At 34.8% G+C, this 25,770-nt stretch carries 29 protein-coding genes and 2 pseudogenes; 12 read left to right on the top strand and 19 right to left on the bottom strand.

Translation table 11 applies throughout. From position 1 onward, the window contains the following. The first annotated feature begins 279 nt into the window (after positions 1-279). From ACQVV1_RS08655 to ACQVV1_RS08645, 3 genes are read left to right on the top strand one after another with little or no spacing between them, the layout of a single operon-like run. Positions 280-759 (top strand): hypothetical protein, encoded by a 480-nt coding sequence (locus tag ACQVV1_RS08655; RefSeq protein ID WP_063220964.1) that lies wholly within the window; start codon positions 280-282, stop codon positions 757-759. A gap of 45 nt (positions 760-804) precedes the next feature. Beyond that, entirely contained in the window at positions 805-1,107 is a 303-nt protein-coding gene (locus ACQVV1_RS08650) for a contact-dependent growth inhibition system immunity protein (RefSeq protein WP_431168793.1), read from the top strand. A 26-nt stretch (positions 1,108-1,133) separates the two neighbouring features. Next, a complete protein-coding gene (locus ACQVV1_RS08645) occupies positions 1,134-1,580 on the top strand; it encodes a DUF7832 domain-containing protein (protein WP_242254531.1) in 447 nt (148 codons plus the stop codon). Between the two features lie 81 nt (positions 1,581-1,661). Here the strand turns inward: ACQVV1_RS08645 and ACQVV1_RS08640 are convergent, their stop codons facing one another. Continuing rightward, entirely contained in the window at positions 1,662-2,243 is a 582-nt protein-coding gene (locus ACQVV1_RS08640) for a TetR/AcrR family transcriptional regulator (RefSeq protein ID WP_242254533.1), read from the bottom strand. A 225-nt stretch (positions 2,244-2,468) separates the two neighbouring features. On the opposite strand from ACQVV1_RS08640, the gene ACQVV1_RS08635 reads away from it, so the two are divergent. Next, complete coding sequence (locus tag ACQVV1_RS08635) at positions 2,469-3,701, top strand: MFS transporter (RefSeq protein ID WP_309259119.1); 1,233 nt, start codon at positions 2,469-2,471, stop codon at positions 3,699-3,701. Between the two features lie 184 nt (positions 3,702-3,885). On the opposite strand, the gene ACQVV1_RS08630 is transcribed toward ACQVV1_RS08635, so the two are convergent. Next, positions 3,886-4,152, bottom strand: coding sequence for a hypothetical protein (locus ACQVV1_RS08630; RefSeq protein WP_242254537.1), 267 nt, complete (start codon positions 4,150-4,152; stop codon positions 3,886-3,888). A gap of 349 nt (positions 4,153-4,501) precedes the next feature. On the opposite strand from ACQVV1_RS08630, the gene ACQVV1_RS08625 reads away from it, so the two are divergent. Further along, positions 4,502-5,209 (top strand): DNA alkylation repair protein, encoded by a 708-nt coding sequence (locus tag ACQVV1_RS08625; protein ID WP_242254539.1) that lies wholly within the window; start codon positions 4,502-4,504, stop codon positions 5,207-5,209. Between the two features lie 99 nt (positions 5,210-5,308). Here the strand turns inward: ACQVV1_RS08625 and ACQVV1_RS08620 are convergent, their stop codons facing one another. Continuing rightward, the gene (locus tag ACQVV1_RS08620) at positions 5,309-5,641 is read right to left on the bottom strand and encodes a DUF3895 domain-containing protein (RefSeq protein ID WP_242254540.1); all 333 of its coding nucleotides are present in this window, start codon (positions 5,639-5,641) and stop codon (positions 5,309-5,311) included. A gap of 397 nt (positions 5,642-6,038) precedes the next feature. Between ACQVV1_RS08620 and ACQVV1_RS08615 the strand changes: the two genes are divergently transcribed. Next, positions 6,039-7,121, top strand: coding sequence for an S-layer homology domain-containing protein (locus tag ACQVV1_RS08615; RefSeq protein WP_309259122.1), 1,083 nt, complete (start codon positions 6,039-6,041; stop codon positions 7,119-7,121). A 131-nt stretch (positions 7,122-7,252) separates the two neighbouring features. On the opposite strand, the gene ACQVV1_RS08610 is transcribed toward ACQVV1_RS08615, so the two are convergent. Continuing rightward, entirely contained in the window at positions 7,253-7,711 is a 459-nt protein-coding gene (locus ACQVV1_RS08610) for a VOC family protein (RefSeq protein ID WP_242254542.1), read from the bottom strand. Positions 7,712-8,075: 364 nt separating this feature from the next. Between ACQVV1_RS08610 and ACQVV1_RS08605 the strand changes: the two genes are divergently transcribed. Further along, the gene (locus ACQVV1_RS08605) at positions 8,076-8,486 is read left to right on the top strand and encodes a DUF4279 domain-containing protein (RefSeq protein ID WP_242254543.1); all 411 of its coding nucleotides are present in this window, start codon (positions 8,076-8,078) and stop codon (positions 8,484-8,486) included. A gap of 101 nt (positions 8,487-8,587) precedes the next feature. Here ACQVV1_RS08605 and ACQVV1_RS08600 read toward each other — a convergent pair whose 3' ends face one another. The 4 genes and pseudogenes from ACQVV1_RS08600 to phaZ form a co-directional block, all read right to left on the bottom strand. Then, a complete protein-coding gene (locus ACQVV1_RS08600; RefSeq protein ID WP_000166302.1) occupies positions 8,588-8,788 on the bottom strand; it encodes an NETI motif-containing protein in 201 nt (66 codons plus the stop codon). Beyond that, the gene (locus tag ACQVV1_RS08595; RefSeq protein ID WP_242254545.1) at positions 8,772-9,968 is read right to left on the bottom strand and encodes an MFS transporter; all 1,197 of its coding nucleotides are present in this window, start codon (positions 9,966-9,968) and stop codon (positions 8,772-8,774) included. The genes ACQVV1_RS08600 and ACQVV1_RS08595 overlap by 17 nt, the downstream gene beginning before the upstream one ends. Positions 9,969-10,082: 114 nt before the next feature. Next, positions 10,083-10,310, bottom strand: a pseudogene (locus tag ACQVV1_RS08590) (hypothetical protein). Between the two features lie 60 nt (positions 10,311-10,370). Then, entirely contained in the window at positions 10,371-11,288 is a 918-nt protein-coding gene (gene phaZ / locus ACQVV1_RS08585) for an intracellular short-chain-length polyhydroxyalkanoate depolymerase (protein ID WP_431168792.1), read from the bottom strand. A 173-nt stretch (positions 11,289-11,461) separates the two neighbouring features. Between phaZ and ACQVV1_RS08580 the strand changes: the two genes are divergently transcribed. The 3 genes from ACQVV1_RS08580 (at position 11,462) to ACQVV1_RS08570 (ending at position 14,453) form a co-directional block, all read left to right on the top strand. Continuing rightward, entirely contained in the window at positions 11,462-11,878 is a 417-nt protein-coding gene (locus tag ACQVV1_RS08580; protein WP_000343680.1) for a MarR family winged helix-turn-helix transcriptional regulator, read from the top strand. A gap of 15 nt (positions 11,879-11,893) precedes the next feature. Further along, entirely contained in the window at positions 11,894-13,093 is a 1,200-nt protein-coding gene (locus tag ACQVV1_RS08575) for an MFS transporter (RefSeq protein WP_063220952.1), read from the top strand. A gap of 100 nt (positions 13,094-13,193) precedes the next feature. After that, on the top strand, positions 13,194-14,453 hold the full coding sequence (locus ACQVV1_RS08570) for a serine hydrolase domain-containing protein (protein WP_431168760.1): 1,260 nt from the start codon (positions 13,194-13,196) through the stop codon (positions 14,451-14,453). Between the two features lie 54 nt (positions 14,454-14,507). On the opposite strand, the gene ACQVV1_RS08565 is transcribed toward ACQVV1_RS08570, so the two are convergent. Genes ACQVV1_RS08565 through ACQVV1_RS08555 form a run of 3 tightly spaced genes read right to left on the bottom strand, consistent with a single transcriptional unit; the run spans position 14,508 to position 16,434 of the window. Then, the gene (locus ACQVV1_RS08565) at positions 14,508-15,296 is read right to left on the bottom strand and encodes a DUF2705 family protein (protein ID WP_431168759.1); all 789 of its coding nucleotides are present in this window, start codon (positions 15,294-15,296) and stop codon (positions 14,508-14,510) included. After that, positions 15,293-16,198, bottom strand: coding sequence for an ABC transporter ATP-binding protein (locus ACQVV1_RS08560; RefSeq protein WP_431168758.1), 906 nt, complete (start codon positions 16,196-16,198; stop codon positions 15,293-15,295). The genes ACQVV1_RS08565 and ACQVV1_RS08560 overlap by 4 nt, the downstream gene beginning before the upstream one ends. Beyond that, a complete protein-coding gene (locus ACQVV1_RS08555; RefSeq protein WP_000690914.1) occupies positions 16,195-16,434 on the bottom strand; it encodes a PLD nuclease N-terminal domain-containing protein in 240 nt (79 codons plus the stop codon). Before ACQVV1_RS08555 ends, ACQVV1_RS08560 begins: the two co-directional genes overlap by 4 nt. Positions 16,435-16,557: 123 nt before the next feature. Between ACQVV1_RS08555 and ACQVV1_RS08550 the strand changes: the two genes are divergently transcribed. Then, on the top strand, positions 16,558-17,103 hold the full coding sequence (locus ACQVV1_RS08550; protein ID WP_431168757.1) for a transcriptional regulator: 546 nt from the start codon (positions 16,558-16,560) through the stop codon (positions 17,101-17,103). 177 nt (positions 17,104-17,280) lie between these two features. On the opposite strand, the gene ACQVV1_RS08545 is transcribed toward ACQVV1_RS08550, so the two are convergent. The 6 genes and pseudogenes from ACQVV1_RS08545 to alo all read right to left on the bottom strand — a co-directional run bounded on the left by ACQVV1_RS08545 (position 17,281) and on the right by alo (position 23,049). Next, positions 17,281-17,709 carry a YvaD family protein gene (locus ACQVV1_RS08545; RefSeq protein WP_431168756.1) on the bottom strand — a complete coding sequence of 143 codons (429 nt, stop codon included), beginning with the start codon at positions 17,707-17,709 and terminating at the stop codon, positions 17,281-17,283. Next, on the bottom strand, positions 17,706-18,068 hold the full coding sequence (locus tag ACQVV1_RS08540; RefSeq protein ID WP_336448357.1) for a DMT family transporter: 363 nt from the start codon (positions 18,066-18,068) through the stop codon (positions 17,706-17,708). Before ACQVV1_RS08540 ends, ACQVV1_RS08545 begins: the two co-directional genes overlap by 4 nt. Positions 18,069-18,082: 14 nt before the next feature. Then, entirely contained in the window at positions 18,083-18,640 is a 558-nt protein-coding gene (locus ACQVV1_RS08535) for a TetR/AcrR family transcriptional regulator (RefSeq protein ID WP_062923335.1), read from the bottom strand. A gap of 384 nt (positions 18,641-19,024) precedes the next feature. Further along, a pseudogene (locus tag ACQVV1_RS08530) lies at positions 19,025-19,522 on the bottom strand (DUF6998 domain-containing protein); the annotation flags it as partial. A gap of 436 nt (positions 19,523-19,958) precedes the next feature. Then, entirely contained in the window at positions 19,959-21,188 is a 1,230-nt protein-coding gene (locus tag ACQVV1_RS08525; protein WP_431168755.1) for a serine hydrolase domain-containing protein, read from the bottom strand. A gap of 322 nt (positions 21,189-21,510) precedes the next feature. Then, complete coding sequence (alo, locus tag ACQVV1_RS08520; RefSeq protein ID WP_431168754.1) at positions 21,511-23,049, bottom strand: anthrolysin O/cereolysin O family cholesterol-dependent cytolysin Alo; 1,539 nt, start codon at positions 23,047-23,049, stop codon at positions 21,511-21,513. A gap of 406 nt (positions 23,050-23,455) precedes the next feature. On the opposite strand from alo, the gene ACQVV1_RS08515 reads away from it, so the two are divergent. Then, positions 23,456-24,802, top strand: coding sequence for a short-chain fatty acid transporter (locus ACQVV1_RS08515; protein WP_242254562.1), 1,347 nt, complete (start codon positions 23,456-23,458; stop codon positions 24,800-24,802). A 40-nt stretch (positions 24,803-24,842) separates the two neighbouring features. Here the strand turns inward: ACQVV1_RS08515 and ACQVV1_RS08510 are convergent, their stop codons facing one another. Continuing rightward, positions 24,843-25,196, bottom strand: coding sequence for a group-specific protein (locus tag ACQVV1_RS08510; protein ID WP_309259125.1), 354 nt, complete (start codon positions 25,194-25,196; stop codon positions 24,843-24,845). Continuing rightward, positions 25,193-25,768, bottom strand: coding sequence for an NAD(P)H-dependent oxidoreductase (locus ACQVV1_RS08505; RefSeq protein WP_242254564.1), 576 nt, complete (start codon positions 25,766-25,768; stop codon positions 25,193-25,195). Before ACQVV1_RS08505 ends, ACQVV1_RS08510 begins: the two co-directional genes overlap by 4 nt. Between the last annotated feature and the right edge of the window lie 2 nt (positions 25,769-25,770).

The raw sequence follows: 25,770 nt of genomic DNA, 5'->3' as shown, positions 1-25,770 counted from the left end.
AGTTTCTATAAAATCCCTTAACAGACATTATTTTATAACCAATTGCAATCGCCGTCAAAAGCACTTATCCCCTTACACCCTACTACTTCTCAAAAAATAGATTAGGATACCTTTTACTGATTTTTTTCAATAAGAAGGAACTTTATGATGTTTCATAACTACTATGTATCTATTAATTAGATCCTGATTTAATGTAATTTCCCTATTTAAAAATACTAGCTTTTTCAATTTTCCGCTATAATATAGTTGTCATCTTTTTACATTGAAAGGAGTTTTTATATGGAAGAAATCGCTCATATTTTACTCACTAATATTGATACATTAAATGAAGAAGACCAAAAAATTGTAAAGAAACTAGTTAATAAGTTAAAATCTTTTGCTCATGCACCACTAAATAAAAATCACTGCTTACGTATGAAACCTTTTATTGAATCTGAAGGAATAACTAGACTCGTTGCCAATACAGTACACTCTTACCAATTAGATTTAATGCCAAACAATCAATTTGCTATGTATGATGTGATTGGCTATTACTACAGCATAGCATTATTAACATGTTGTGTAGTATTTGAAAAAGGCGATTTCAAACACATCTACTCTGTATTAGAAAATGAAGTTACAAAAGAAAACGAAAAGAATGTTCTAGTATCAGAGCGTGGCGGGGAAAATTACTACGTTATGGCACGCATACTTAAATTTTTCAAGAAAGATGCTAAAGACATAGAAAGTTTATTTTCACAATTAATTATTCTAGATTAATTGTGAAATATCACTACATACGAAACAAGGAGGATGAGGATGAGTATGCTACAAATAGAAAATATGGAAGATGATGAAGTTTTCCAATTTCTAGCTGGCACTTTCCATCAAGATACTTTCTACGAAGAAGCACTTAAAGAATTATTAGAAGAGGCACACAAGGAATATTTACAAGACTCTATTGTTTTTCTATCTAAATTTCTAAAAAGTGATTATAGCATTGAAGAAAAGCAAGTGTACATTCGATATTCAGCAGATGGGATATATTTTGAAGGGCTAGAAATTACACCGGTAGAATGGCTTGAAAACATAGTTGAAATATTAAAACAAACCGTACAAGTTTATTAGATTATATATTAAAGGGGATGACCTAATTGTTAAATACGATCGTTTATGATAAAGCGAAGTACCATTATCAAGGTGATTTTCCTGAGGACTTACCAATTGATCAAGCTTTTGTACATACTGGTATGTTTTTAGGATGGATACTTGAACATAATTTATTTAGTGAAGAATTTGAAGAAGAGTCTCAAGACGAAATTAATCAGTTTAAACTTAAACAAATGACTGGCACAGAAATTTATATGAACTTGGATGGCGTTTTAGCAGACGACATGTTAAATGATGAGGGCAACCAATTCGCAAAGTACTACTTTAATCATGACGAGGACTGGAAATATATAAATGATTACAGTGATGTTTTTATAGACGAAGGCGAAACTCTCTACCACGTGCAAGATACTTGGGAAAACTATTTCAAATTAAAAAACGTTATTGATAATAGCTATAATTTTTGGAAAGACAACTTACAAAATAAATAATTATAACAAGTCGATTTCTTATTTTAATAAGGAATCGACTTTCTTAATATCTAATTTGCTGATTAACACCTCACCCAAAGATCATTTTACTATCGATACTATTATCGATACCGAATTATCTATAACGGAACGTTCTGGGCGTGATTTCATTAACACTGTTAATCCAATTAAGGAAGTGACTAATGTTTGCGCTACTGCTTTAGCGTTCAAATCACTTTGTAGTTCTCCTGATCGAATTCCTTTCATAATTAATTCTTGAAAAACAACTGCAAGATACATTTGATGTTCTCTAGTCAGTACTTCAAACTTTTGATTATGAGGAGCAAGTTCGACCATTGTGTTAATACAAAAACAACCTTTACTGAACTCTTTTTTATATTCCTCTTTTACCATATTTTCAAAAAACGTCCGAATTGCTTCTTTTACAGATTGTTCGTTTTGAAGTTTTGTTCGTATATTAGCCGCATGTAAATTTGTGTATCTCCTTAATGCTGCTTCAAATAACCCCTCTTTATCACCAAAGGCTGAATATAAACTCGGCTTTTGTATTCCCATTTTAGCAGTTAAATCGCTTAATGAGGTAGCTGCGTATCCCTTCTCCCAAAAAAGTTGCATAGCAGCATCCAAAGCTTTTTCTTCATCAAATTCACGTAGTCGTGCCATTTAAAACCATCTCCTTTCTACATCTAGTTATTAAGATTACACACCACCATTTATGTACCAATCAGTATATTATATATCGTATTAGATTATAAACGATGTGTCAAAAAAGTCGTATTAAAATCAAAAGAAACTTGACATAAATATTTCTTCAAGATTATATTTTACTTATAAAATAACATACCGTTCGGTATGTTATTTTCAATAATACAAAAAGGAGCTGATTTTATGAATAGTAAAGAAAAAATGATGACCACTCTAAAACATAATCATACTCAGCTACATTCATCTGCTAGTGCAATCATGTCCCGCTATATGACTCTATTATTCTCCATTGCTTGCGGGATGGCTGTAGCAAACATATACTTTGCTCATCCACTACTTGATTCATTGTCAAATGAATTTAAGATTAGTCATTCGACTATCGGTATTGTGATTACTATTACTCAAGTTTGTTATGCACTCGGTTTACTTTTATTAGTTCCACTCGGTGATTTATTAAACCAAAAGAAAATAATAATTCTCCAAATGCTTTTATCTGTTTTTGCTTTAATTATAATCGGGTGCGCTCCCTCAAGCACCGTACTTTTTATAGGTATGGCCTTAGTAGGAATTCTTGCAACTGTTACGCAAACACTCGTCGCATATGCATCAATTTTAGCTAATCCAACTGAACGTGGACGCATAGTAGGTTTCGTTACAAGTGGCGTTGTAATAGGTATTCTCCTTGCCCGTACATTTGCAGGCACATTAACAGATTTAGCTGGATGGCGATCCGTTTATCTCACCTCCGCTATTCTTTTACTCTTCGTAACTGTTTTGTTACACCGGAACTTACCAACTCTTGAACATAAAAAAGTGACAACTATGTCTTACCGAAAGTTAATACACTCTGTTCTCTTATTATTTGTGGAAGAACGACTTTTACGCATTCGCGGCATATTAGCATTGCTTATTTTTACTTCATTCAGTATTTTATGGACTTCTTTAGTATTGCCTCTAAGTGCTACACCACATAACCTTTCGCATACAGCTATTGGCGCATTCGGCCTTGCTGGAGTTGCAGGTGCATTAGCTGCTACTAAAGCTGGACAATTAGCTGATAAAGGATTCGGACAAAGAACAACTGGCATAGCCTTATCATTATTAGTACTTTCATGGCTCCTAATTAAATCTATTAACCATTCTCTATTATTACTAATTTTCGGCATTATCCTTTTAGATTTAGCGGTGCAAGCTGTACATGTCACCAATCAAAGTATGCTTTTCACAGTGCGTCCTGAAGCGAGAAGTCGACTCACTGCCAGTTACATGATTTTTTACTCTATCGGTAGTGCAACAGGTGCAATTCTTTCAACAAATATGTATGCAAAATATGGTTGGGATGGAGTATGCATATTAGGTGTATCTGTTAGTGCTTGTGCTCTTTTATTTTGGATAATAACCTTACGGCGATCATAACAGCTAAAAGAAGAATAATTCATTTATGTTTCATACGTGTTTTTCTACAAGACTATAGAATAGCATTTACTTTTCAACACAAATCAACGGCATTTTCATATAAAAAATGCCGTTGATTCTAAATTTTCACATATGCGATTCATCATTTTATAATAATAAATCCTATACTAGCGAAGTACATCTATTACAAATTCCCTTTAACATTTTCGACAATCTCGTTTATTGTATTCCGATCAAACTTATCACTAATTTCGTATGGCTCACGATCTCCTACTAATTGTACACCTACAATATCATTGCGGTCTTTACCATATTGCACTTCAATAATAGACCCACGCTCTATTTGTTTCCAAACGAGACCTGCTTCAGCTTTTTCAGTAGTTCCGCAACCCACAATAATACCAATTGGCATAACTGCAGTTAATACTACTCTAGTAATTTTCTTTATCATTTATAACCAACCTCACATGTTTAACTTTAAATTCCATTTATCCCCTTACCAAATAATAACATGCTAATACCGAGAAAGAGCCGAAGGTAAAATATTATTTTCATCCCAACAATCTATGTAAAAAGCTATACTTCTGTATTTCCTTCCCGTCTACTTTCATATAGTACCCTTACAATTATAGATAGCTAGACTTTCAAAATCACTAACTGAATTATCGATAAATTATAGAAAGTAGACATCCTACTCACATAAGATTTAAAATTAGGAAGTATGGAAAACATGATAAAAAATTTAAACTAGATGATCGCAATTAAAATGATTTTTATATGAAGGAAGGAAGTGCACAGCTATGGATTTAAAAACAGTTATGCAAGAGCTTGAATCCCTCGGTAAGGAAAGAACGAAAAAAATATACATATCTAACGGTGCGCACGAACCAGTTTTCGGCGTAGCTACAGGCGCTATGAAACCAATCGCTAAAAAAATAAAATTAAATCAAGAGTTAGCTGAAGAACTGTATGCGACAGGCAACTACGATGCTATGTACTTTGCAGGCATTATTGCGGATCCGAAAGCTATGAGTGAGTCTGATTTTGATCGCTGGATAGACGGAGCATATTTTTATATGTTGTCCGATTATGTGGTAGCAGTAACTTTATCAGAATCAAATATTGCACAAGATGTTGCTGATAAATGGATTGCAAGTGGAGACGAGCTACGAATGTCAGCGGGCTGGAGTTGCTACTGCTGGCTTTTAGGAAATCGCAAAGACAATGAGTTTTCTGAAAGCAAAATTTCCACTATGCTTGAAATGGTAAAAAATACGATCCATGATTCACCAGAACGAACAAAATCCGCTATGAATAATTTTCTAAACACTGTAGCAATTTCATATGTGCCACTACACGAAAAGGCAGTCGAGATTGCAAAAGAAGTTGGTATAGTTGAAGTAAAACGCGATAATAAAAAAAGCAGTTTGCTACATGCTTCCGAAAGTATTCAGAAAGAACTTGATAGAGGCAGACTTGGTTTCAAACGTAAGTATGTAAGATGTTAAAAAAGAAAAAGGTGGTATCAATCTTTCTTGATTGATACCACCTTTTTCTTTGACTACTGAACTCTCTTCTTAGAAAACATTCATTTACCTATGGACAACTTATATGTTAGAAATTTCTTCTTTTAATTTATAAACTCTATCTCTTTTCTCATCGCTTTTGACAAAAATAAGCTTTCCTTCTTTAACAAAATCTTCTAATACTAAGCATACTTGTCCATATGCTTTCGGCTTATTCGTTGTGAATCTTTCATCTGATATTTTGCCGGATCGTATTAATTGTTCACATAGCTCAAGTGCACTTATTTCTTCAGAATCCACTAATTCCAATATATCTTTTTGTAATGGCAATAAAGGTACTGGTATATCAGCTACCTCAACCTTTTCTGGTTTGTTTTCTTCTTCAAATAAATCTTCAAATGAAATTTGATTCATTACTTCTTTTCCTTTCTAACGATTGATTTGTATAACATGAACTGAATCCTATAGCGTAGTTATTATTATGTAGTACTTACCTTATTTCGTAAATATGAAACTCATGTACATCGTTTCATATAATATACTTCGATTATACCAAATATACGTTCTGTTTCCTATCGTAGATTGGAAAACAGAACGTTTTACTGTATATACCCTTATTAAATAGAGCTGAATATCCATTATCCAAATATTACATTTTCAGTTATATTATCAAAAATTTATCCACATTACGGAAATAAATGACAAATAATTATAATTTACATGTTATAATTACGATGCATGCATTTAGTTGTATTAAATGTGTAATACGTATATGTAATAAAGTTAATTTAAACTGGGGAGGCTTTCGCAAATGGGAAAGAAAACAAGCAAAGCTAAAAAATTTTTCGGATTCATAATCACCGCAGCATTAGCAACTACAACTATGGTAGGTACAGTAAATGCTCAAACAACTACGAATAGCTATAAGGTAGCTAGCAATGCGAACGTTGTATTTACAGATGTACCAAAGGACCACTGGTCAAAAGATGCTATTGATTACTTAGCGGCAGCAGGGATTTATAAGGGGTATGGAAATGGGAAATTTGGTTTTGGGGACAACATCACTAGAGGACAGGTAGCTTCTTTAGTCAATCGACATTTAGGGTTAATCGCAGACGATAAACAAGGAAATATGTTTAGTGATATTACAAATCATATGTTTGAAAAAGATATTAAAGCCATTGCGCAAGCTGGAATTATGACAGGTGATGGAACAGGTACATTTCGTCCTGATGATGTATTAACTCGATATGAGATGGCAGTAATATTACAAAAAGCATTTCATTTAGAATCAAAAGAACAAGGAAAATTTAAAGACGTGCCAAAAGGTCATTGGGCTTATGAAGCTGTAAATACACTGCGTAGTAACCGTATAGCACAAGGTGACGAGGCAGGTAATTTTAACGGAAACACATTTGTGAAGCGTGAGCAATATGCACAATTCTTCTATAATGCAATAGCAAAAAATAGAGATTATAATTTCAACATCAATTCAAAAGAAGAAATGAAACAAATGTTAACAACAGCTTTACAGAATGGAACATTTGGTCCATTTAAATTAGATGTATTAGGTAAAGATCTATCTGACGTAAAAAAAGAATATGGAGTGCCTGATGTTTTGAAAAAAGCACCATGTACAGAATGTGATGCACCTAATATAGCGGTATACGGCGATTATAATATTGACATGTACCCTTCAGACGCTAGATATATATCGGTAAAAATGGATATCACTATTAACGAATTAAAAGAGTGGTTTGGTGAACCAGATGGAATCGGAGAAGATATGACTAGTGAAGGCTTCATATATAATCGAGGAAGCTATTCTCTTTATTTCAGCTTCTCTGATGGCTATATTCAACGCGCTGAAATATCTAAAAGTGAACATCATTAATATGTTACAAGCAATATAAAATATATAAAGCATAAAAAAATCCTTCAAGAACATGCCTTTTCTTGAGGGATTTTTTTTGTTCCTATCTATTTAACATAATACAAAGCTATAAAACTCCCACTGATTAAACTTTATTCTTCTTGGTGCTCCGCTTCCCATTCACTTAAATACGTTGCATATTCTAATTCATCTGGATTATCATGTAACATAGAAATAAACTCTAATTTATTTCCATCACAATCTAGAAAATATACGCTTGCAGCTGGCATCCACCTTTGGACAATTGGTTCTCGATTTCCTTTTCCCTGACTCCCCACTACCTCTATTCCACGCTTCTCTAACCACAATTTAGCATTCTTTAAAAAATCGAAATCTACACGAAAAGCGAAGTGTTTCGTCTCAAACTCTTCATTAGTATGTACTTCCCATAATCCGAGCATTTGTTTTTTATTTTCTCCTACCCAAAAGAACACAACTCGTCTTTTTAATAGTTTCTTTGCTAATGTTAAACCTAACTTATTTTGATAGAAATGTATCGCCTTTTCTAAATTTCTTACATGTAAATGAGTTTCAAATATGCTTTGTATCATGATATGTACGCCTCCCTCTCCTACATTCTGATTTTTAAAAATATGTTTTGTTTTTATCATACAAATTAATACATTTTTAAGCATCCTACTTTTGTATATTTTTTCTTTCCTACAAAGGTATAGGTATCAGCTTTAACTAATGTCCCAACGCCGGAATTCAATACAATGAAACTAGTGAGCTTTTATTCCCCGACACTAATCATGATTTTATGTAAAATTGGCCCTCACCTACTTTTCTCCCATTAGAAGCCTTGCTCCACAAATAGCAGGATAAAAATTCTATTTACATCCATAAATTTTTATAATGTAATAAGATTGACATCTTAATAATAGAGGAGGAACCATTCTGGATAAAACCAAAGTTATGACTTATTTTAGTGCAACGGGTGATATATTCCCTGTTGAAGCAATTACTGACGCCTTAAGTATCGAGCCTACAAGAACTTACAAAAAAGGTGATGTTGTTGCAAAACGTGATAATCCGAATCTTGTATCCACCAAAATCATATATAGAAAAGAGACGGATTGGACTTTAAGCACTGGATACCAAGAATCATACGATATAAATAATCAGTTGCATGTTATTCTAAAATCCCTTGAAGGAAAAACAGAACAATTAAAACATCTCAAGAAGAAATATAGTTTAGAGTTTCTTTTTATGGTAGTGATTCAAGTGGAGAATAACGAATCACCCGCAATGTATTTACAAAAAGATATACTTGATTTCGCTAGTTCGATTCAAGCAGAAATTCATTTTGATCTATATATGTATTAAAAACAAAAACGCTATTGATATTGGAATCAACAGCGTTTTTTTATGTGACTATATATTTTATCTTACTTGTACCTGAAAGCAAATTCTTTTTATATAACTTATTACTTCAATTTCCCCTCAAAAACAATTTTTCTACCGCACGGTTCAACTTCTGTTTTGCCGTCTTTCTTCACTTCATGAAAGATTGGCTCTTCCATGCGACGAGACGGTGCGTAGCCTTCTTGTTCCATACGTGCTAAGCAGTCTGTAATTGTTTCATTTTCGAGTACTTCAAATTTCTTTTTATTAGGTTGTTTTGTCATGCCCTAACCTACTTTCTATTTTTCTTGATGCGAATTGATTCTTCATGTAGATCATATATAACATCGCGAGAATCCCTATTATAATCATAACCGCAATAAAAAAGCTTGTATACTGTATTTTTTCTATAAATACGCCTCCTAATACAGGTCCCAGTATACTTCCTAAACTAAAGGCGATTCCAGATAATATATTACCTGCTGGTAATAAGTGTCTCGGTAATAAATCTGTCATAAATCCAAGCCCTAATGAGAAGCACGATCCAATGACCATACCCGCCAACAACATGCAGGCAAAGACGATCCAGTAATATTGATCAAATACGGCTGCCAGTAGAAAAATGCCCGTACTTATGCTGAACGTCCACGTTAATATACGGTCCCTTCCGTATTTGTCACTTAATATACCGAGCGGAATTTGTGTAATAATGCCCCCAACTGCAAATGCTGGTAATAAGAAGGATACTTCTGAAACAGACCATCCTTTTCGAAGCGCGTATACTGGTAAGTTACTGTTTAACATTGCTTCCAGTACGCCATATGCAAGTGGTCCAAGTAACGCAATCCATCCTAATCCAACAACTTGTTTATAACGAGAAAATGATGATTCACTCTTCACTTCTCTTTCATCTTGTGCTGGGAATGCATTTTTTGTTGGTAATAGTAACAGCCACCCTATTAGACAAAGTACAGTAGATATCATAAACGGCGTTGCAAGACCGTACTGAACTGTGCTTGCTAAATACGGACCGACGGCAAAACCAATTCCGAAGAATACACCGTATATCGATACTTGTCTCCCTATTTTACTCGGGTCTGATGTTGTCGTGATCCATGTTTGTGTTCCGACATGAAGCATATGATCTCCGACTCCAACTAAAAATCTAAGGATAAACCATACCCAAAACGAAAATGTTTGTGTAAAAAAGAATAATGAAATAATAACGAGAAACCCACCAATAACGATAATTGGCTTCATTCCAAACTTTTGCATCGGTTTTTCAAGAAACGGTGAGATCACTAATATCCCAATGTATAGTGCCGTCGCATGAATACCGTTAATACTTGAACTAACCCCTTCTTGTTCAAAGATCATTGCAATGGCCGGTAAAATCATCCCTTGTGACAAACCCGAGATTGCTACAATCCCAACCATAATCCAAAATGTAAAACGCATTGACATTCCCTTTCCCTCTCCTTCTCACGCTGTCCACTTTTCATTATAAACTGTTTCTTCAAATGCGTGTACGAATATTCGCAGTAAAAAAGAAGCTAAAACAATGAATCTTTTAGCTTCCTATCCTTCCCAAACTTGTGCTTTCACATTGTAATGAAAGTGCTTGAAATATGGATTTTCATAAAATGATGGTCCATATAAGTGGTGATGTGCATGAGCTATTGATGGCTGCTGCATTTGTAAAGGAACTATAGCTCATGAAACTTGCATATACATCGGATCTATCATTATTTTTGTATATAAGTGATGATTATATGGCGAATGCGCAATTAAGAGCGGATGATGCACTGATAATCTCCCCTTTTACCTACAATGTTATAGTATATGCAACACCGTTCATTTCGGGGATTATTTCTGTTCTAACCAACCCTCTACATGTTTTATAAATACATCTAAACAATCAATAAACGGAGAATGACCACAATCTTCTAACAATTTTAATTCTGCATTCGGCAAATGTTTTGCTAATTCTTCACCGACTACTTGCGGTACGACATAATCTCTATCACCTTGTATGACGAGTGTCGGAGCTTTAATACGATGAATTTGCTTATTTCCCTCTACAACCCCATTATGTTCATCCGAAATATTAAATGTAATGAGCGCATAATTCACATCTACGAAATTACGTTGCGTTAACATATCATCTAAATACTTTTCATAACGATCCGGTTCAGGTTGATTATGTGTATATATTAATAAGTTCCATACTGTACGGTAATATAATTTATTCATATTTTTTATCGCATCTAGCACTGGTGCAATTTGTACGGGGTCTTGCGCGATTTCTTCTTTCGTTTTTAATAGACTCGTTACGATCGGTTGCCCATTAATATCTTTTTTAAAGATTGGATAGCCCTTCATTCCTACTGATTCTACTAAAATTAACTTTTCGACAAACGTTGGATGATTCGCTGTAAATTGCATCGCAACACCACCGCCCATTGACCAGCCCATTAATGAAAACTTCTCTAGTTTTAATTGATCGATAAATAGTTTTACATCTCTTGCAAAGTCTTGTAATGAATCTATCGATTGATTATATGTTGATTGACCAAATCCTCTTAAATCAAGAGCGTAAATATGGTATTGATCTTGCAGTTTTTCAATAACTAAGTCCCAATGTTGTGACGATGTCATGTTCCCGTGAATGAGTACAAGAATCTCTGTATTTTGCCTTCCAACTTCCTGATACGCAATCGTTTCTCCGTTCGATAGTGAAACAAACTCCATTGTTGCAGGCTTAATCATCACAAGTTCCCCCATTCTTTTCAATAGAAAGAAAATTCTTTACTTACTTAAAGAATAACATGCAGAATATATGTTCTCAACAAAAAGCTATACGAATTTTTTACATAAATCAATATGTCTATTACTAGACAATTATTATAAAAAAGTATATAGTTAGCTAGGTAACTAATTTGAAAGGATCAAAATACATGGACGAAAAACAACATTTTTTCCACATTGTCAGCCAGACTTCTCGCAAGTTTACGAAGAAATTTAATGAACGCGTATCTCCCACTGGATTATTTAGTGCGCAATGGGCTGTTATTTTCCGTATTAATCAAACTGGTTCTTGTACCCAAACAGAATTATGTCAGTATTTAAATGTTGAGTCACCAACGATGACTCGTACGTTAACACGTATGGAAACGATGGGATGGATTATTCGTACAGAAGGAAAAGATCGCCGTGAGAAGCTCATTTCTTTATCAGAAACAGCGATAAAAATGATCCCGGTATGGCAAGAAGAAGTTGATACTTTCGAAGAAAAGACGCTAGAAGGTATTAACGAAGATGATTTACATCAAGCTTTTCAAGTGTTACAACAAATTATTAAAAACTTAGATTAAATTGGAGGGATGACGATGCAAAGTGAAAAACTTTGGACGAAGGATTTCCTCGGAACTTGTTTTAGTAGTCTATTTCTCTTTTTAACATTTTACATGCTTATGACTACTCTACCTGTCTATGTAATAGACGGTCTAAAAGGAAAACCTGAGGAAATTGGTTTAGTTGCAACTGTTTTTCTTATTTCTTCTGTTTTATGTAGACCATTCACAGGAAAATGGCTCGATGATTTAGGAAGAAAGAAAATATTATTTATTTCACTTTCACTATTTTTAGCCGCTACCGTTATGTATTTCGGTGCGCAAAGTTTATTTTTATTACTAGCCCTTCGCTTCTTACATGGTATTGGGTTTGGGATGGCGACAACAGCAACTGGTACGATTGTAACTGATGTTGCGCCAGCTCATAGACGCGGTGAAGCACTTGCATATTTCGGCGTATTCATGAGTCTGCCGATGGTAATTGGTCCTTTTTTAGGTTTAACAATTATTTCTCATTTTTCATTTACTGTATTATTTATCGTTTGTTCCGTATTTTCATTGCTTGCATTTTTATTAGGACTACTTGTAAATATTCCGCATGAAGCACCAGTAAGCAAACAAAAACGAGAAAAAATGAAATGGAAAGACTTAATTGAACCATCCTCTATTCCGATTGCTCTTACAGGATTTGTTTTAGCCTTTTCTTATAGTGGTATTTTATCCTTTATTCCTATCTATGCGAAAGAGCTCGGTTTAGCTGATATTGCAAGTTATTTCTTTATTGTATATGCACTTGTTGTTGTAATTTCTCGTCCATTTACAGGAAAGATTTTTGACCGCTACGGTGAAAACGTACTTGTTTATCCAGCTATTATTATTTTCACAATTGGGATGTTCGCATTAAGTCAAGCGCAAACTCCGTTTTGGTTCCTAAGCGCAGGTGTATTAATCGGTTTAGGTTATGGAACATTAATTCCAAGCTTCCAAACAATTGCAATTTCTGCCGCTCCAAACCACCGACGTGGTTCTGCAACAGCTACGTACTTCTCATTCTTTGATAGTGGTATTGGATTTGGTTCTTTCATTTTAGGTATCGTCGCAGCGAAATCAAGTTACCATAATATGTATTTTATCGCAGCTATTATCGTTGCGTTCACTTTACTTCTCTATTATGGATTACACGGACGAAAACAAAAATTCAAGAAACAACGTACAGACGGACAAATTTCCGCTTAACGTTAATAAGGAAAGTAAACTTCTCTGTTTACTTTCCTTATTTTGTATTTCTTTCAATAGAAGCGTATACTTATAATAGAAATAATAAGGAGGGACCCCTATGAAACTAAAAAAATCTCCCCTACTCTTACTCATAATTACATTCATATTTGTAATTACAGGGCTCGGTTTTACATACTTCAAACACAATAAAACAATCCCATCAAAAAATAACGTGACGAAGAAAAATTGGTTAGATGATCCTTACTTACGTTGGTCGTACACACATATGAAAGAATTCACTTTAATTAATGACGTAAAAAACAATCCTGACCAAATTGCTTACTTCCCTTCCGCATTGCAAAACTTAGACGATTTTGCTGTGGAGCGTAGGTTTGGAAATACAACTCCTCTAAAAAAACTTTTAGACGATAACAAAACAGATGCGTTTGTCGTTGTACATAATGGGCAACTTGTATATGAACAATATTTCAATGGATATAACGAGAGTGAACCGCATGGTATGGCTTCATTAGCAAAGGTCTTTACGGGGGCAATGATACAATCTCTCGCTGAAGAAAATCGTATTGACTTAGAGAAAACAGCTGACACTTATATAAAAGAATTAAACAATACACCGTTCGGTAAAGCTACACTTCAGCAATTAATGGACATGCAAGTTTCTGTAGAATACCCTACTCACGGATATGAACATCCAGCGTTAGAAAATCAAGATGCACAACTATATTTAGCGAGCAATATTTTACCTCGAGGTAAAAACTACGACGGTCCAATGAAAATTTATGATATGTTACGAGAGGCAGAAGAAACCGCACCGCCCGGTTCCGGTTTTTCTTACGATAACGGATCAGCGGAAACGCTCGCTTGGGTTATTCGAACTATCACTGGTAAATCATTAGCGGAAAATGTTAGCGAACGAATATGGTCTCAAATTGGTATGGAAGAAAACGCATATTACGTAACAGATGAAACAAAAGTAGAACAAGCAAGCGCTGGTTTAAATGCAACTGCTAGAGATATGGCGAGATTCGGGCAATTACTATTAAATAACGGGGAATATAACGGAAAACAACTCCTCCCTTCCTCTATTACAGAAAGTATAAAAAATGTCCAAAAAGGTGAACTTGCAATTGGCACTGGTGCTTCTATTTCTTATCATAATCAATGGTGGATTCCGCACAATGAACAAGGTGCTTTCGAAGTGTTAGGTAGTTACGGACAAACACTTTATATCGATCCGAAAGCAAATATGGTAATTGTCCACTTCTCTTCTAACGCTACGCCAAGTAATGAAATACATTCAGTTTACTCCAACATGTATATTGATATTGCACATCATTTAGAGAAGCTTCCACAATAGTGGAAGCTTCTTCTTATTGCGTTGTTTTATTTGAAACCACTACCCTCATCACGGTTATTCATAATGAAACTTTTTATTAGCAATCCAATAATACGTTACGAAGAGTGTCAATAAAATCCACACTATAGTTAGTAATCCAGTAATTATTGCGTTTGAATTTACTACCCCCGTGACTAACGTTTCCATTGCATACTTACTCATACCGGCTGGATTAAGCTGATCCAGTATTGGATTCAAACCGACGATTACTCTGCAGGCTAAAAGGAAAACAATTGAAATTAATGCAATAATACCTTGACTGTGAAAAATAGCACTTATCATTGTTGTGAAAGATACGATAAAAAGAACCCAAATTAGATAAAATAGTAATCCAGTAATTAGGTGTGCAAATGGAACGGCAGTAAAAAGAAAATTTACATATAGATAAGAAGCTACGTATCCAATTGTTACACTAAACGCTACCATTAAATAGTTTGACACTATTTTCCCACCTACATATGAAGTAACAGTAACGGGTCTTGTTAAAATAAAGGCCAACATACCATTAGCTTTATCTGTTTGAATTGCACCCATCATAGAAATCACTAGAATCATAAGTCCAAGCTGATCAAACTGGGATCCCAAAGTAGTCGCTAATACTTCGCCCCCTTTTTGCGCTGCCATACTCAGATCAATTGTAATTCCCTGGCCTCCACCTAACGCTTCTAGAATTGATGGCAAATAATGAGTTACTATCGGCTGTGTTGCACCTAAAAATATAAAAACAATTGGTAGCCAAATAATCTTAAAATCACGTAACATTTGAACATATTCTTTTTTTATCAATACCATTGAGTTATTCATTTTTGCACCACCAATTTCAAGAAAATTTCTTCTAAAGTATCGTTGCTCATTTTAAATTTAACGATGTCCACTTTATGTTCGAGTGCATTTTGCAGTAACATATTTTTGTTTATTTCGATACTTTCAACCTTCACTTTGATTTTAAGCCCAACCACTTCTACATTCTTCACATACGGTAATTTCTTTACAACTTCAATCCAATTTTGATCTTTAGCTGTTATTTCAATAATTAATTTATTTTCACGATTACGGTGTAAAAGCTCCGTAATCGTTGTGTCTTCTATTTTTGTTCCATCTTTTATAATGACAAATCGTTCACAGATTTCTTCTGCATCGCTTAAGATGTGGGTTGATAATAAAATGGTTGTATCTTTTTTTATTTCTTCAATCAGATTCAATACTTCCCGCCGGCCGATCGGATCTAATGCGGATACTGGTTCATCCATGACAATAAGCGAAGGTTTATGCAATAATGCTTGTGCAATACCAAGTCGTTGTTTCATTCCACCAGAAAATGTACTAACCTTTGCATTTTCTTCTTCCTTTAGTCCAACTTTCTCCAACATTTTTGGAATCGACTTTGACAATTCTTCTTTTTTCAACCCCGAAAGTTGGCCCATAAACGTAAGCGTTTCTCTCGCTGTCATCCAATGAAAAAAATTAGGATATTGAGGTAGATAACCAATTTCACTTTTCATTTTTGATATTTTTATCCCATTCAATAAAACTTCACCAGCAGTTGGATTAGTAATATCCGAAATTACTTTTATTAATGTGGATTTCCCTGCTCCGTTTGGTCCAATTAATCCGACGCATTCCCCCGCTTGCAGTTCCATCGAGAAATTATTGACAGCAATTTTTCCTTTAAATGATTTTGTTACATTTTTAATCTCTAATTTCATAATTTCTCACTGTCCTTTCTCCCTATAACAAAGTACAAGATAGGTCCCAATATATTAACGAAAAGAATAATTAACGTCCATACAAGTACATTTTTTCTTGTTTTCCTATGTCGATATAAATCAATGAATGCAATTAAAACTAAAAGTGCTCCCACTGCAATAACTGGCAATATAATGGGTAGAAAAGCCATAATATCAATGTCTTTAAGATCATTCAATCCATAATGTATTTTCATTGTCATCACTCCTTTTAAATCTCATTATCATTATTGATAATGATAAAATAAAAACGGATGGATTGCAATCATTATTCTCATTATTTATAATGAGAATAAAAAAACAATACATAAGGTGATATAATGAGTAATAAAGTTGAAATTTTAATGCATCCGGTAAGAATGAAAATTTGCCAAGTGTTAATGAGAAATAAAGAAGATGGGCTAACACCATTAGAAATGGTAAAAATCATTAAAAATGTACCACAAGCAACACTATATAGACAGCTACAAACTATGGTTGATTCTGGTATCGTCCATGTAATTAAAGAAAAAAAGGTAAAATCTGTTTCTGAAAAATATTACGCAATCAATGAAGAAGATGCAAAAATTGAAGAAAGTGAATGGAAAGGATTATCTGATGATGAAAAGTTAAACTACATTTCCTATTATCAGTTATCACTTATGACACAATATCAAAGTTACCTTAAGAAATTAGAGGAACAAAACAATCAAGAAGATACTGCTACTTTTTCTGTAGTAGAATTAAAGCTAGATGAGGAACGCTTTGGAAAATTTCAAAACGAACTTAACGAATTAATGATTAAATACTACAATAGCCAAAGTAAAAATAATGAAATAGAGGCTCCGGTTCGGACCATCGCTATTACAATTATTCCAGAAACGTGAACTCACTCAATATACATAATACAAGCCGATGTTTCCTTACCATAGGAATCATCGGCTATCTTCATTTCAAAAATTATTTTGACTACTACTGTATGGCTAGCGAAAAAACTTATCTAGAAGCTGAAATGTTGTTGCATCTAGAATTCGAATGTGCTTAAAGATCCAATCTTTCTTATATTACATGAATTCTTTTCTTTCTTTTCTCATGTTAGTCTCATACCATCCACACTCTCTCCAAACACTTTTTAAAAAGAAGCATGGATAAACTAATAAATATAAATTAGGGATCCACCAAGAAATATCAAAATCTAAACGGATTGTCCAAAATGCTAGAGCCTGTAACCCTGAGCAAAAAGTTAAAATTAATGATAAAAATGCAAAGTGGCTCCAAATATGTTTTTGTTTAGAATACAAATACAAACTTAAAAGTCCCGTTAACGAGATTAACAAATCCAAGGGTAAAAAAGACCAGTTCCATGCTACTAAAATTGGGTCTTCATAATCTTTAAACAAATATTCTTGCGGAATCATATGAAAAATTGTTATGAGCCAATATACAACAAATCCAAGATCAGTAATAAGGAAAAAATACTTTAATCGATTCAATGTATACGTTCCTCCACTATTTCTTTTTTCTTCGCTTCATGTGCAGCACTATTAAAATTTAAAATTACGACTCCAATTAATATAAAAAGAATTGCTAGTATCTTAATTATATTGATACTTTCCCCAAAATAAATAAAACCAATTGTTGTAATCGTTACAATTCCCATACCTGACCAAACCGCATATGCAACGGACATTTCCATCCCTTTTAATGCAAATGAAAGAAATGTAAAACTTACTACATAAAATACAAAAATAAGAATGCTTGGTACTAGTTTCGTTAATCCATCAGATAATTTCATCGCAGTTGTACCCGCTACTTCAAATAAAATTGCTAAACTTAAATAAATCCACTGCACTATTTTCCCACCTTTTATTTCGAATTAGAAATGCCATATAGTAACATGTCCATAATCGATTCAAGCATACTTCCCAATGTATAATCACTCTTTTCAATAAACATAGGATCATATATGCGATTCAGTGCCCCCAAATACACTTCAATAAAAAACGGAATTTGAATTTTTCTTATGCTTCCTTCTCTCATTCCCTCTTCTATTAAACCGATTACAGTAGACCAGCCTTCACGTAAAAACTGATCTAATTTTAACCATTGGTAATAATGATGTTTTTTTAGTTCTACTAATAAACGTGCATCCATAAATTGAAATTGTTGTGGAATGCAAATTAAAATGAGCCTTATTTTTTCAACTGTTTGTAACGTATCATCTTCAGCGATATTTTTTTCCTTTTCTTGAATATTTTCTATTACATTACGAATAACTTCATCTACTATTTCATCTTTTGAAGAGAAGTGCTCATAGATTGTCCTCTTACTGACAGCTAATTGTTTTGCTAAATCACTAATTGTAAATGTAAACCCCTTCGTTTGAATTTGATGAATGGTTTCTGTTACTATTCTTTGTTTCATAATTCGCCCCCTAAACCTTTGGTACCAATTTAGTTTTTTTGGTACCATTTCATTTTACAATATTTAACACAATATATACAACTAACATTGCGAATTTTCTTATTTTTAACTCAAAACAGGTAAAACATAAGAGCGTTGAGAATCATACCTGCATATTTAACAATCAAGTGAATGTATAAAATAACACTTATACATAAAGATTTAAATAAAGTTAAATGCAATTGTATAAGGCTATGTTTGTATATATTCTTTTTTAGCTTGATGGGGCCGGATAGAAAATATTAGTCACTGAGCACTAATATTTTTTGTTTCATATGATTCCTATAACAATTACAAAGCTGAAGAATCATTGTTGGAGCTGTTTACTTCTGCTAAAAAGACACCCTATAGGAGTGTCTTTTCTACTCTTTTTAAAGAATTTATATCAACCTCATAAGTATTCCCATATGGTCTAAGCGATGGAATCTCTTCCTTTGGCCCATAAAATAATAGTTTCAAATCATCATCTTTATACTGAACTACGAAGAAGTCATCAAATTGGTCGAATGTGTTTTGATTGATCGTAATAAAACCTTTTTCTTGGGCAGTTGTTTTAACACTTATTCTTCTCCCTTCTTTGATGACATCATATCCATGCTGATTCGTCACTTTGGATAGCTCACCATTCATATAAAGAACACAAAAAAATTCACCTAAACGACCTATAAGATGTCTTAATTCAGTCGCCTTACAACCAAGAACATTCATTTCAAATCGTAACATTTCAAAGTATGCCTCATATAATTTTTTAATTTGTGAGATTCCTATTTTATCCTTATCCTTATAAAAAAGAAGTTTCCCATTATCCCACTCACCTACAACAGATTCACAACCTGTCCCTTCGAAGGAGTTTAAGCCTTGCATGAATGACTATAATGACTATTTGATTGAGCAATCGATATGTTGTGCCGAAACGTCAATATATTAAAAAAAGGATCTCTCTTTATCAAGAGAGATCCTTTTTTTACTTCTTCTTCTTTTCTGTCGGTTAGCTTTGTTTAGCGAAATTAGATGAATCATCGAAATTCGGTTGCTTTTTACCAGCATTATTACTTCTACCTTTTCCCATATGTAATGCACCTCCTCTCGTCCTTACTATTCCCAATAAAAAAATCCTCTTGCATCCAAGAGGATTTTTTGTTGTGCTATTATTAATAATGCCTAACTGTTACCGCAGTACTTCCAACACGGTCCTATCCTAACTTTTAACCATGGTGTTGATCGTGGCCATCAAGCCTATGATTATCTATCCGTCTTGGCGTTTTCCTTTAAACGTACCCTAGTCTTCGATTGCTTGATAGGCCGTAGTCCAGAAGTCTTGGATAAGATGCGATGGGGCCGGAGTGGACATCCCAACCTGGGTGAACAGAATTCCAATAAACTGTTTATCTGGATCAGCGTAAGCTGAAGTACCGGTTCCACCATCCCAGCCGAATTGACCAATAGACGCGTAGTCTCCAAGATAGGTACGCACCGCCATCCCAAAGCCCCAGCCGCCTTGGATCCCTTGTCCGAACGACAAATGGACGTTATTTTTGGCCAAATCGTCTCGGTATACTTGTTGTTCCGGAGTAAGACGGTTGGTGGTCATCAGCTGGACTGCGGGCCTAGACAGGATCCGTTTAGTACCGTGCATCCCTTTATTCAAAAGCATCTGCAAATACGCGTGATAATCGTCGACGGTTCCAAGCAGTCCACCACCGCCTGCTTGGAATGCTGGAGGTTTGCTATAACGTCCATCCGCCCCCTCATCCCACACGATGAATTCACCTGTCTGCGGATTGGGGTTGAAGGCTGGTGGAAGCCGATCAATCTTGAGCTGAGGTACGTAGAATCCAGTGTCCTTCATTCCTAGCGGATCGAATATGCGTTCGTGCAAGAACGACTCGAACGTCTGACCCGTGACCCTGGCAACAAGAACGCCGATTACTTCTATACTGATATGATACTGCCACCGCTCTCCGGGCTGATAGCTTAGCGGAAGTCCACCTAGGCGACGCATAAACTCATCTGGATCAGGCATATCCTGCCCTGGCGTGTCGAATATCCCACTCTCAAAGAACGCGCTCATGATTGGAGAACCCATCAACGTGAGATCCACCCCGAGCCCGAATGTGGAGGTCAACAAGTCTCGTACAGTGATAGGACGCCGTGCTGGGACGGTCTCTTCTAGCGGGCCATCGGGCTGTTTCAACACTTGCCGGTCGGCGAGTTCCGGTAGCCATTTGTCTACTGGGTCGTCTAAATGCAGTTTGCACTCATCGAGCAGAACCATTACTGGTGAAACTGCGATTGGCTTGCTAGTGGACGCCAATCGAAAAATCGTGTCCCGACGCATTGGTACACCACCATCATGCCTCATTGTTCCAAGCGCTTCGACATGCGTCTCACCGTTTCGGCTGACTAAGGCGACGAGCCCAGGAATCTTTCCAGAATCGACATGCCACGCCAATATATTGCGCATTTTGCGCAATCCTGTTTCAGAAAAGCCCTTATTGTTTTGTCCCATTTTGTTCTCCTTTAGTTTAGATTGAGATTTCTAATACATATTGACAATCAATTATTAGTTCTTCAAATAGAAAAATTCCCCTTTTTAATAATTTCGACAAAATGCACTTATATACATGGAGGCACCATGCATCACTATCAACCTAAGATAGGCTACATTTATGGGGATTTAATAATGGGGAATGCAATCATTAATAACATTGATACAGCCATAAAAAAATATGATTACAAGATTTGCGAATTGATTATGATACATCTAAAAACACCAATATTCTTTCAAACAAGTAAAAAAGCGCCCTATAACCAGGGCGCTTTACTCCAACCTAATGACTAATATTAGCAGTTGGGTATAATGTTGTTCCTCCAATTGAAACCTTTATTTCATTTGTTAATGGAACATTTTGTTCATTAATAATGGTTCTCCACCATTCCCATGCAAGACCTGTACATTCTCTTGCTACGATTTTTATATTTTTTGAATTTGGTGGAAGAGGGATAACTGTAGAGTAATGAGCCGTTTTGTCTCTGCCACTACCTTCCCATGTTTTATGTGTTAATACTTCTTTACCATTTTGATCAAATGTGAATTCATCCCAAGATACATCAAATTGAGCAACGTAAGCACCGTAATGATCAAGTGTCATTTTTGCACTTGAATATTCTGTAGTTGTCGTCTCAATATAATCTGTATTGTTATGAACAGCAGCAGTTGCATTATCTTTTAAGAAAGTGCTTGTATATGAAATTGGATATGCTGGATTTTTAAGACTTAATTCAGCATTATCTTTAATGATATTTCGGATTTCATTGAAATCTTTTGTAACAACCTTGTTATGCTCTTTCGCATCTCCGCCTAATACTACAGCAGTAAAGGTACTTTCTTCAAAAATATCTTTGTACTCTCCACTCGTTTCAACGCTGTTATTCTTAAGTAAAGCTTTAAAAGCAGCTTGTACATCTTTGCTCTTAGATGTTGTTTCTAATTTTACATAAACCGTTCTACCATAAGCTACATTTGAAACCATAACAGGTGGAGCCGAATTACTTACTCCTTTACGAGTTAACTCACCAAAAGTAACACTATTATCAAAGAGATCAGATGGATTGTTAGGTAGTTCAGCACTTACAGTATAAAATATTTGTTTATATGCGGCCACCATCACTTTCTTTTCTCCATTTGCAACCGCATTAAAGTCAATATTTAGACTGTTATCAAGATATTTAGCGTTAACATTAAGAGCACTTGCGATTTGTGATTTACTATAAACCATAGATTCTGTATACTGCATTCTTGCAGGTAACGTATGTGTTGTAGAATACTTTTCATTCCAAGTAGATACTAAATCGTCTACTGCTCCAGCCACATTACCATATGTCGGATTTTGGACAGTGATTGTATTTTCTTTTCTCATGCCAGGTAAGTCTATACTAATATTCAAAGGTTTTCTCTTAGCCACTAATAAACTCGGTTGATTGTCTGCAAAAGCTTTATTAGCAAGTTGTACAGCTCCTGGATACGTGCGATTTGCTACAGAATCAATAATTGAAATATCGACTGGTGATGTTGTAAGTGATTTTTTCTCGCGTTCCACTACTACAAATTTACCATTTGAATTGATACTTTCTTTCGGAACAAAACTCGCTATCTTATCACCATTTACAGCTAAAACCTCTTGATTATTATATTTAAGGCTTGCTATACCAGTATCAATGCTACTAGCATTTTTAGTTATATCAGTTGCATTACCCGCTTGTGTTTCTGCGAAAGAAATAGATGAATAATTAAGAGTGCATAGACTAACTAATAAACATGTAAAGAACTTTCTTCTCTTGGTATTTTTCTTAATGTTCAGAAAAATCACCCCATTCTTTTTTAGTAAAGATATAATAACGATGGATACATGATAGCTAACGAATAAACTTACATAAACGCTTTTAAAAGTTCTTGGACTAAAGGAATTACTCCACCTAAAAATTTTAAAACTGCCATTGCGATTTCCATATTACTTCCTCCTCTTTGCTGTATTAAGATGTGTTGAATATTTATGCTTTCATTATAATAAGCTTTTGCATTTGCATCAATTCATTTTTATATGCAATATTTCATATTGAGGAAAAGCAACTTTTTCTGTCAGATGATGATGGTACTACTCTTCTTGACAATATTTCAATCCCTCTAAAAATATCAGAATTTTCTAATTATAAAAGGTTATGAACGAATCAACCTCGAATAATTGTAATACATATACATAAGGAGGTTGATCTATTTTGTTTCGTTCTTTTACAAATGGTTGCGTCGTCTTGGTGCAACGTTTCTTGCCAGAACCGTTTATTTTATCATGTTTATTAACTGTTTTTGTTATCTTCTTCGGCATGTTTGCAACTCACCAAACACCAGTCGAGATGATCACTCATTGGGGTGATGGCATTTGGGGGCTTCTCGCCTTTTCTATGCAAATGGCACTTGTACTCGTGACAGGATCGGCTTTAGCAAACGCACCTCTTATTAAAAAAGGATTAACGAACGCGGCAAGACTACCGAAAACGAATGGACAAGGTATTATTGCCATTTCAATCGTAAGTTTACTAGGGGCATACATAAACTGGGGATTTGGTATTGTTGTATCTGTTTTATATGCAAAGGAAGTAGCGAGGCAGCTTGAAGGATTAGATTATAGACTAGCCATTGCTTCTTCTTACTCTGGATTTCTCATTTGGCATGCGGGGCTTTCTGCTTCTATTCCTCTTACGTTAGCAACAGGCGGCGAAACGTTAATCAAAACGACAGCTGGAAGTATTAAAGAAGCGATTCCTATAACTGAAACGTTATTCTCACCATACGCTCTCGTTCCAGTTATTATCTTTTTAGTTACGATGCCTCTCATTAATAAGGCGATGCATCCAGATGCAAAACATACAATAACAGTAGATCCTAGCGTATTCCATGAGGAAGCTGCCGCTCAAGAGGTAGGAAAAAATACGTTCGCTGAAAAAATGGAAAATAGTATCATCATTACACTTTGCGTTGGATTGTTAGGTCTCATTTATATTTTCAATTACTTTTATACGAAAGGTTTTAACCTTACTCTCGATATCGTGATTTTTATGTTATTAATTGCTGGTCTTATTTTTCACCGCACTCCAATTCAATATATTCGTGCTTTTTCAGATTCTACGAAAAGTGCTTCTGGCATTTTACTTCAGTTTCCGTTTTACGCAGGAATTATGGGGATGATGATTGGAGCAAATAGTGAAGGACTTTCACTTGGAGGAGCTATTTCTAATTTCTTTATTAGCATTTCAAACGAAACGACTTTCCCCCTCTTTACTTTTTTAAGTGCTGGCATCGTTAATATTTTCGTTCCATCAGGAGGTGGTCAATGGGCAGTGCAAGCACCAATTATGATTCCAGCTGGTGCTGAACTTGGTGTACCTGCTGCAAAAACAGCAATGGCAATTGCGTGGGGCGATGCTTGGACGAATTTAATTCAACCTTTCTGGGCATTACCGGCATTAGCGATAGCCGGTTTAGGCGCTCGTGATATTATGGGATTTTGCGTTGTCAACTTACTATATGCAGGATTTGTCATAAGTCTATGTTTCCTATTTATTTAAACGAAAAGCTAGTTTTATACTAGCTTTTTTACATAATAAATTATTTATTTCCCATGCAATTTATAATACCTCTCCACTCTATATCCGTAAGATGTAATGCCTCACATGCAAAAAAGTCTTCACATACTTTTTCAATCAGATGTGGATTTTCCCTCAAGAAATTCCACTGTAATACTTTAGGAAGAAAATGTATTTCATATTCTTTACTTCCCCGTACTACTTCATCAACTTCTCTCTCACAAATTCCTCTTATTAAATAATCATTCCTTAACTCTATTTGAATTTGCTGAAATGTTGCGCTACATTTTTTCAATTGAAGTAAACATGTAATATACGTTCGTAAAAGTTCGTTATCATACCCACAACATTTTATAATACATTCCATTTCATTCATAATGTACGAGCCTTTTCTTCTATTTGTAATAACCACTTTTCCCGCTTCTCTCGTTTACTCGTTTTCACAGATTGAAAAACTGACCGTTTTATATCGCGAATTCCGCAAAAACGTAAAATACCTCTCTTCATCATAATCCAATCTGCTGATCTATATAATAGTGCGACGTACCATAATGGTGAGTCTAATGTATTAATTACCCACGCCTTCTTACCTTTCAATAACCCTTTTGGCAGGGCACCTTCATATTTATAAGCAAATCCAGCTACGAATATGCGATCAATAAACCCTTTTAAAATAGCCGGCATCCCCCACCACCATATTGGATAAATGAAGAGAAGAGTATCCGCTTCTTCCACTAACGTTCTATACCGAGCTGTTTCTTCTTCATTTACTAAATCACGCCTTTTCTTCTCTTCATTAAAAACAAGGACTGGATCAAATTGTTCTTTGTATAAATCAAGTACAGTAACTGAATGATTTGTTTCCTGTAGTCCTTTTTGTACATGATCTAAAATCGCCTTGTTAAAACTTGAAGGACTAGGATGAGCGTATACAATTAGTACATTCACTG

The sequence above is a fragment of the Bacillus basilensis genome, assembly GCF_050630465.1.
Lineage (GTDB): Bacteria > Bacillota > Bacilli > Bacillales > Bacillaceae_G > Bacillus_A > Bacillus_A basilensis.
This window is presented reverse-complemented; position numbering and strand designations above follow the sequence as displayed.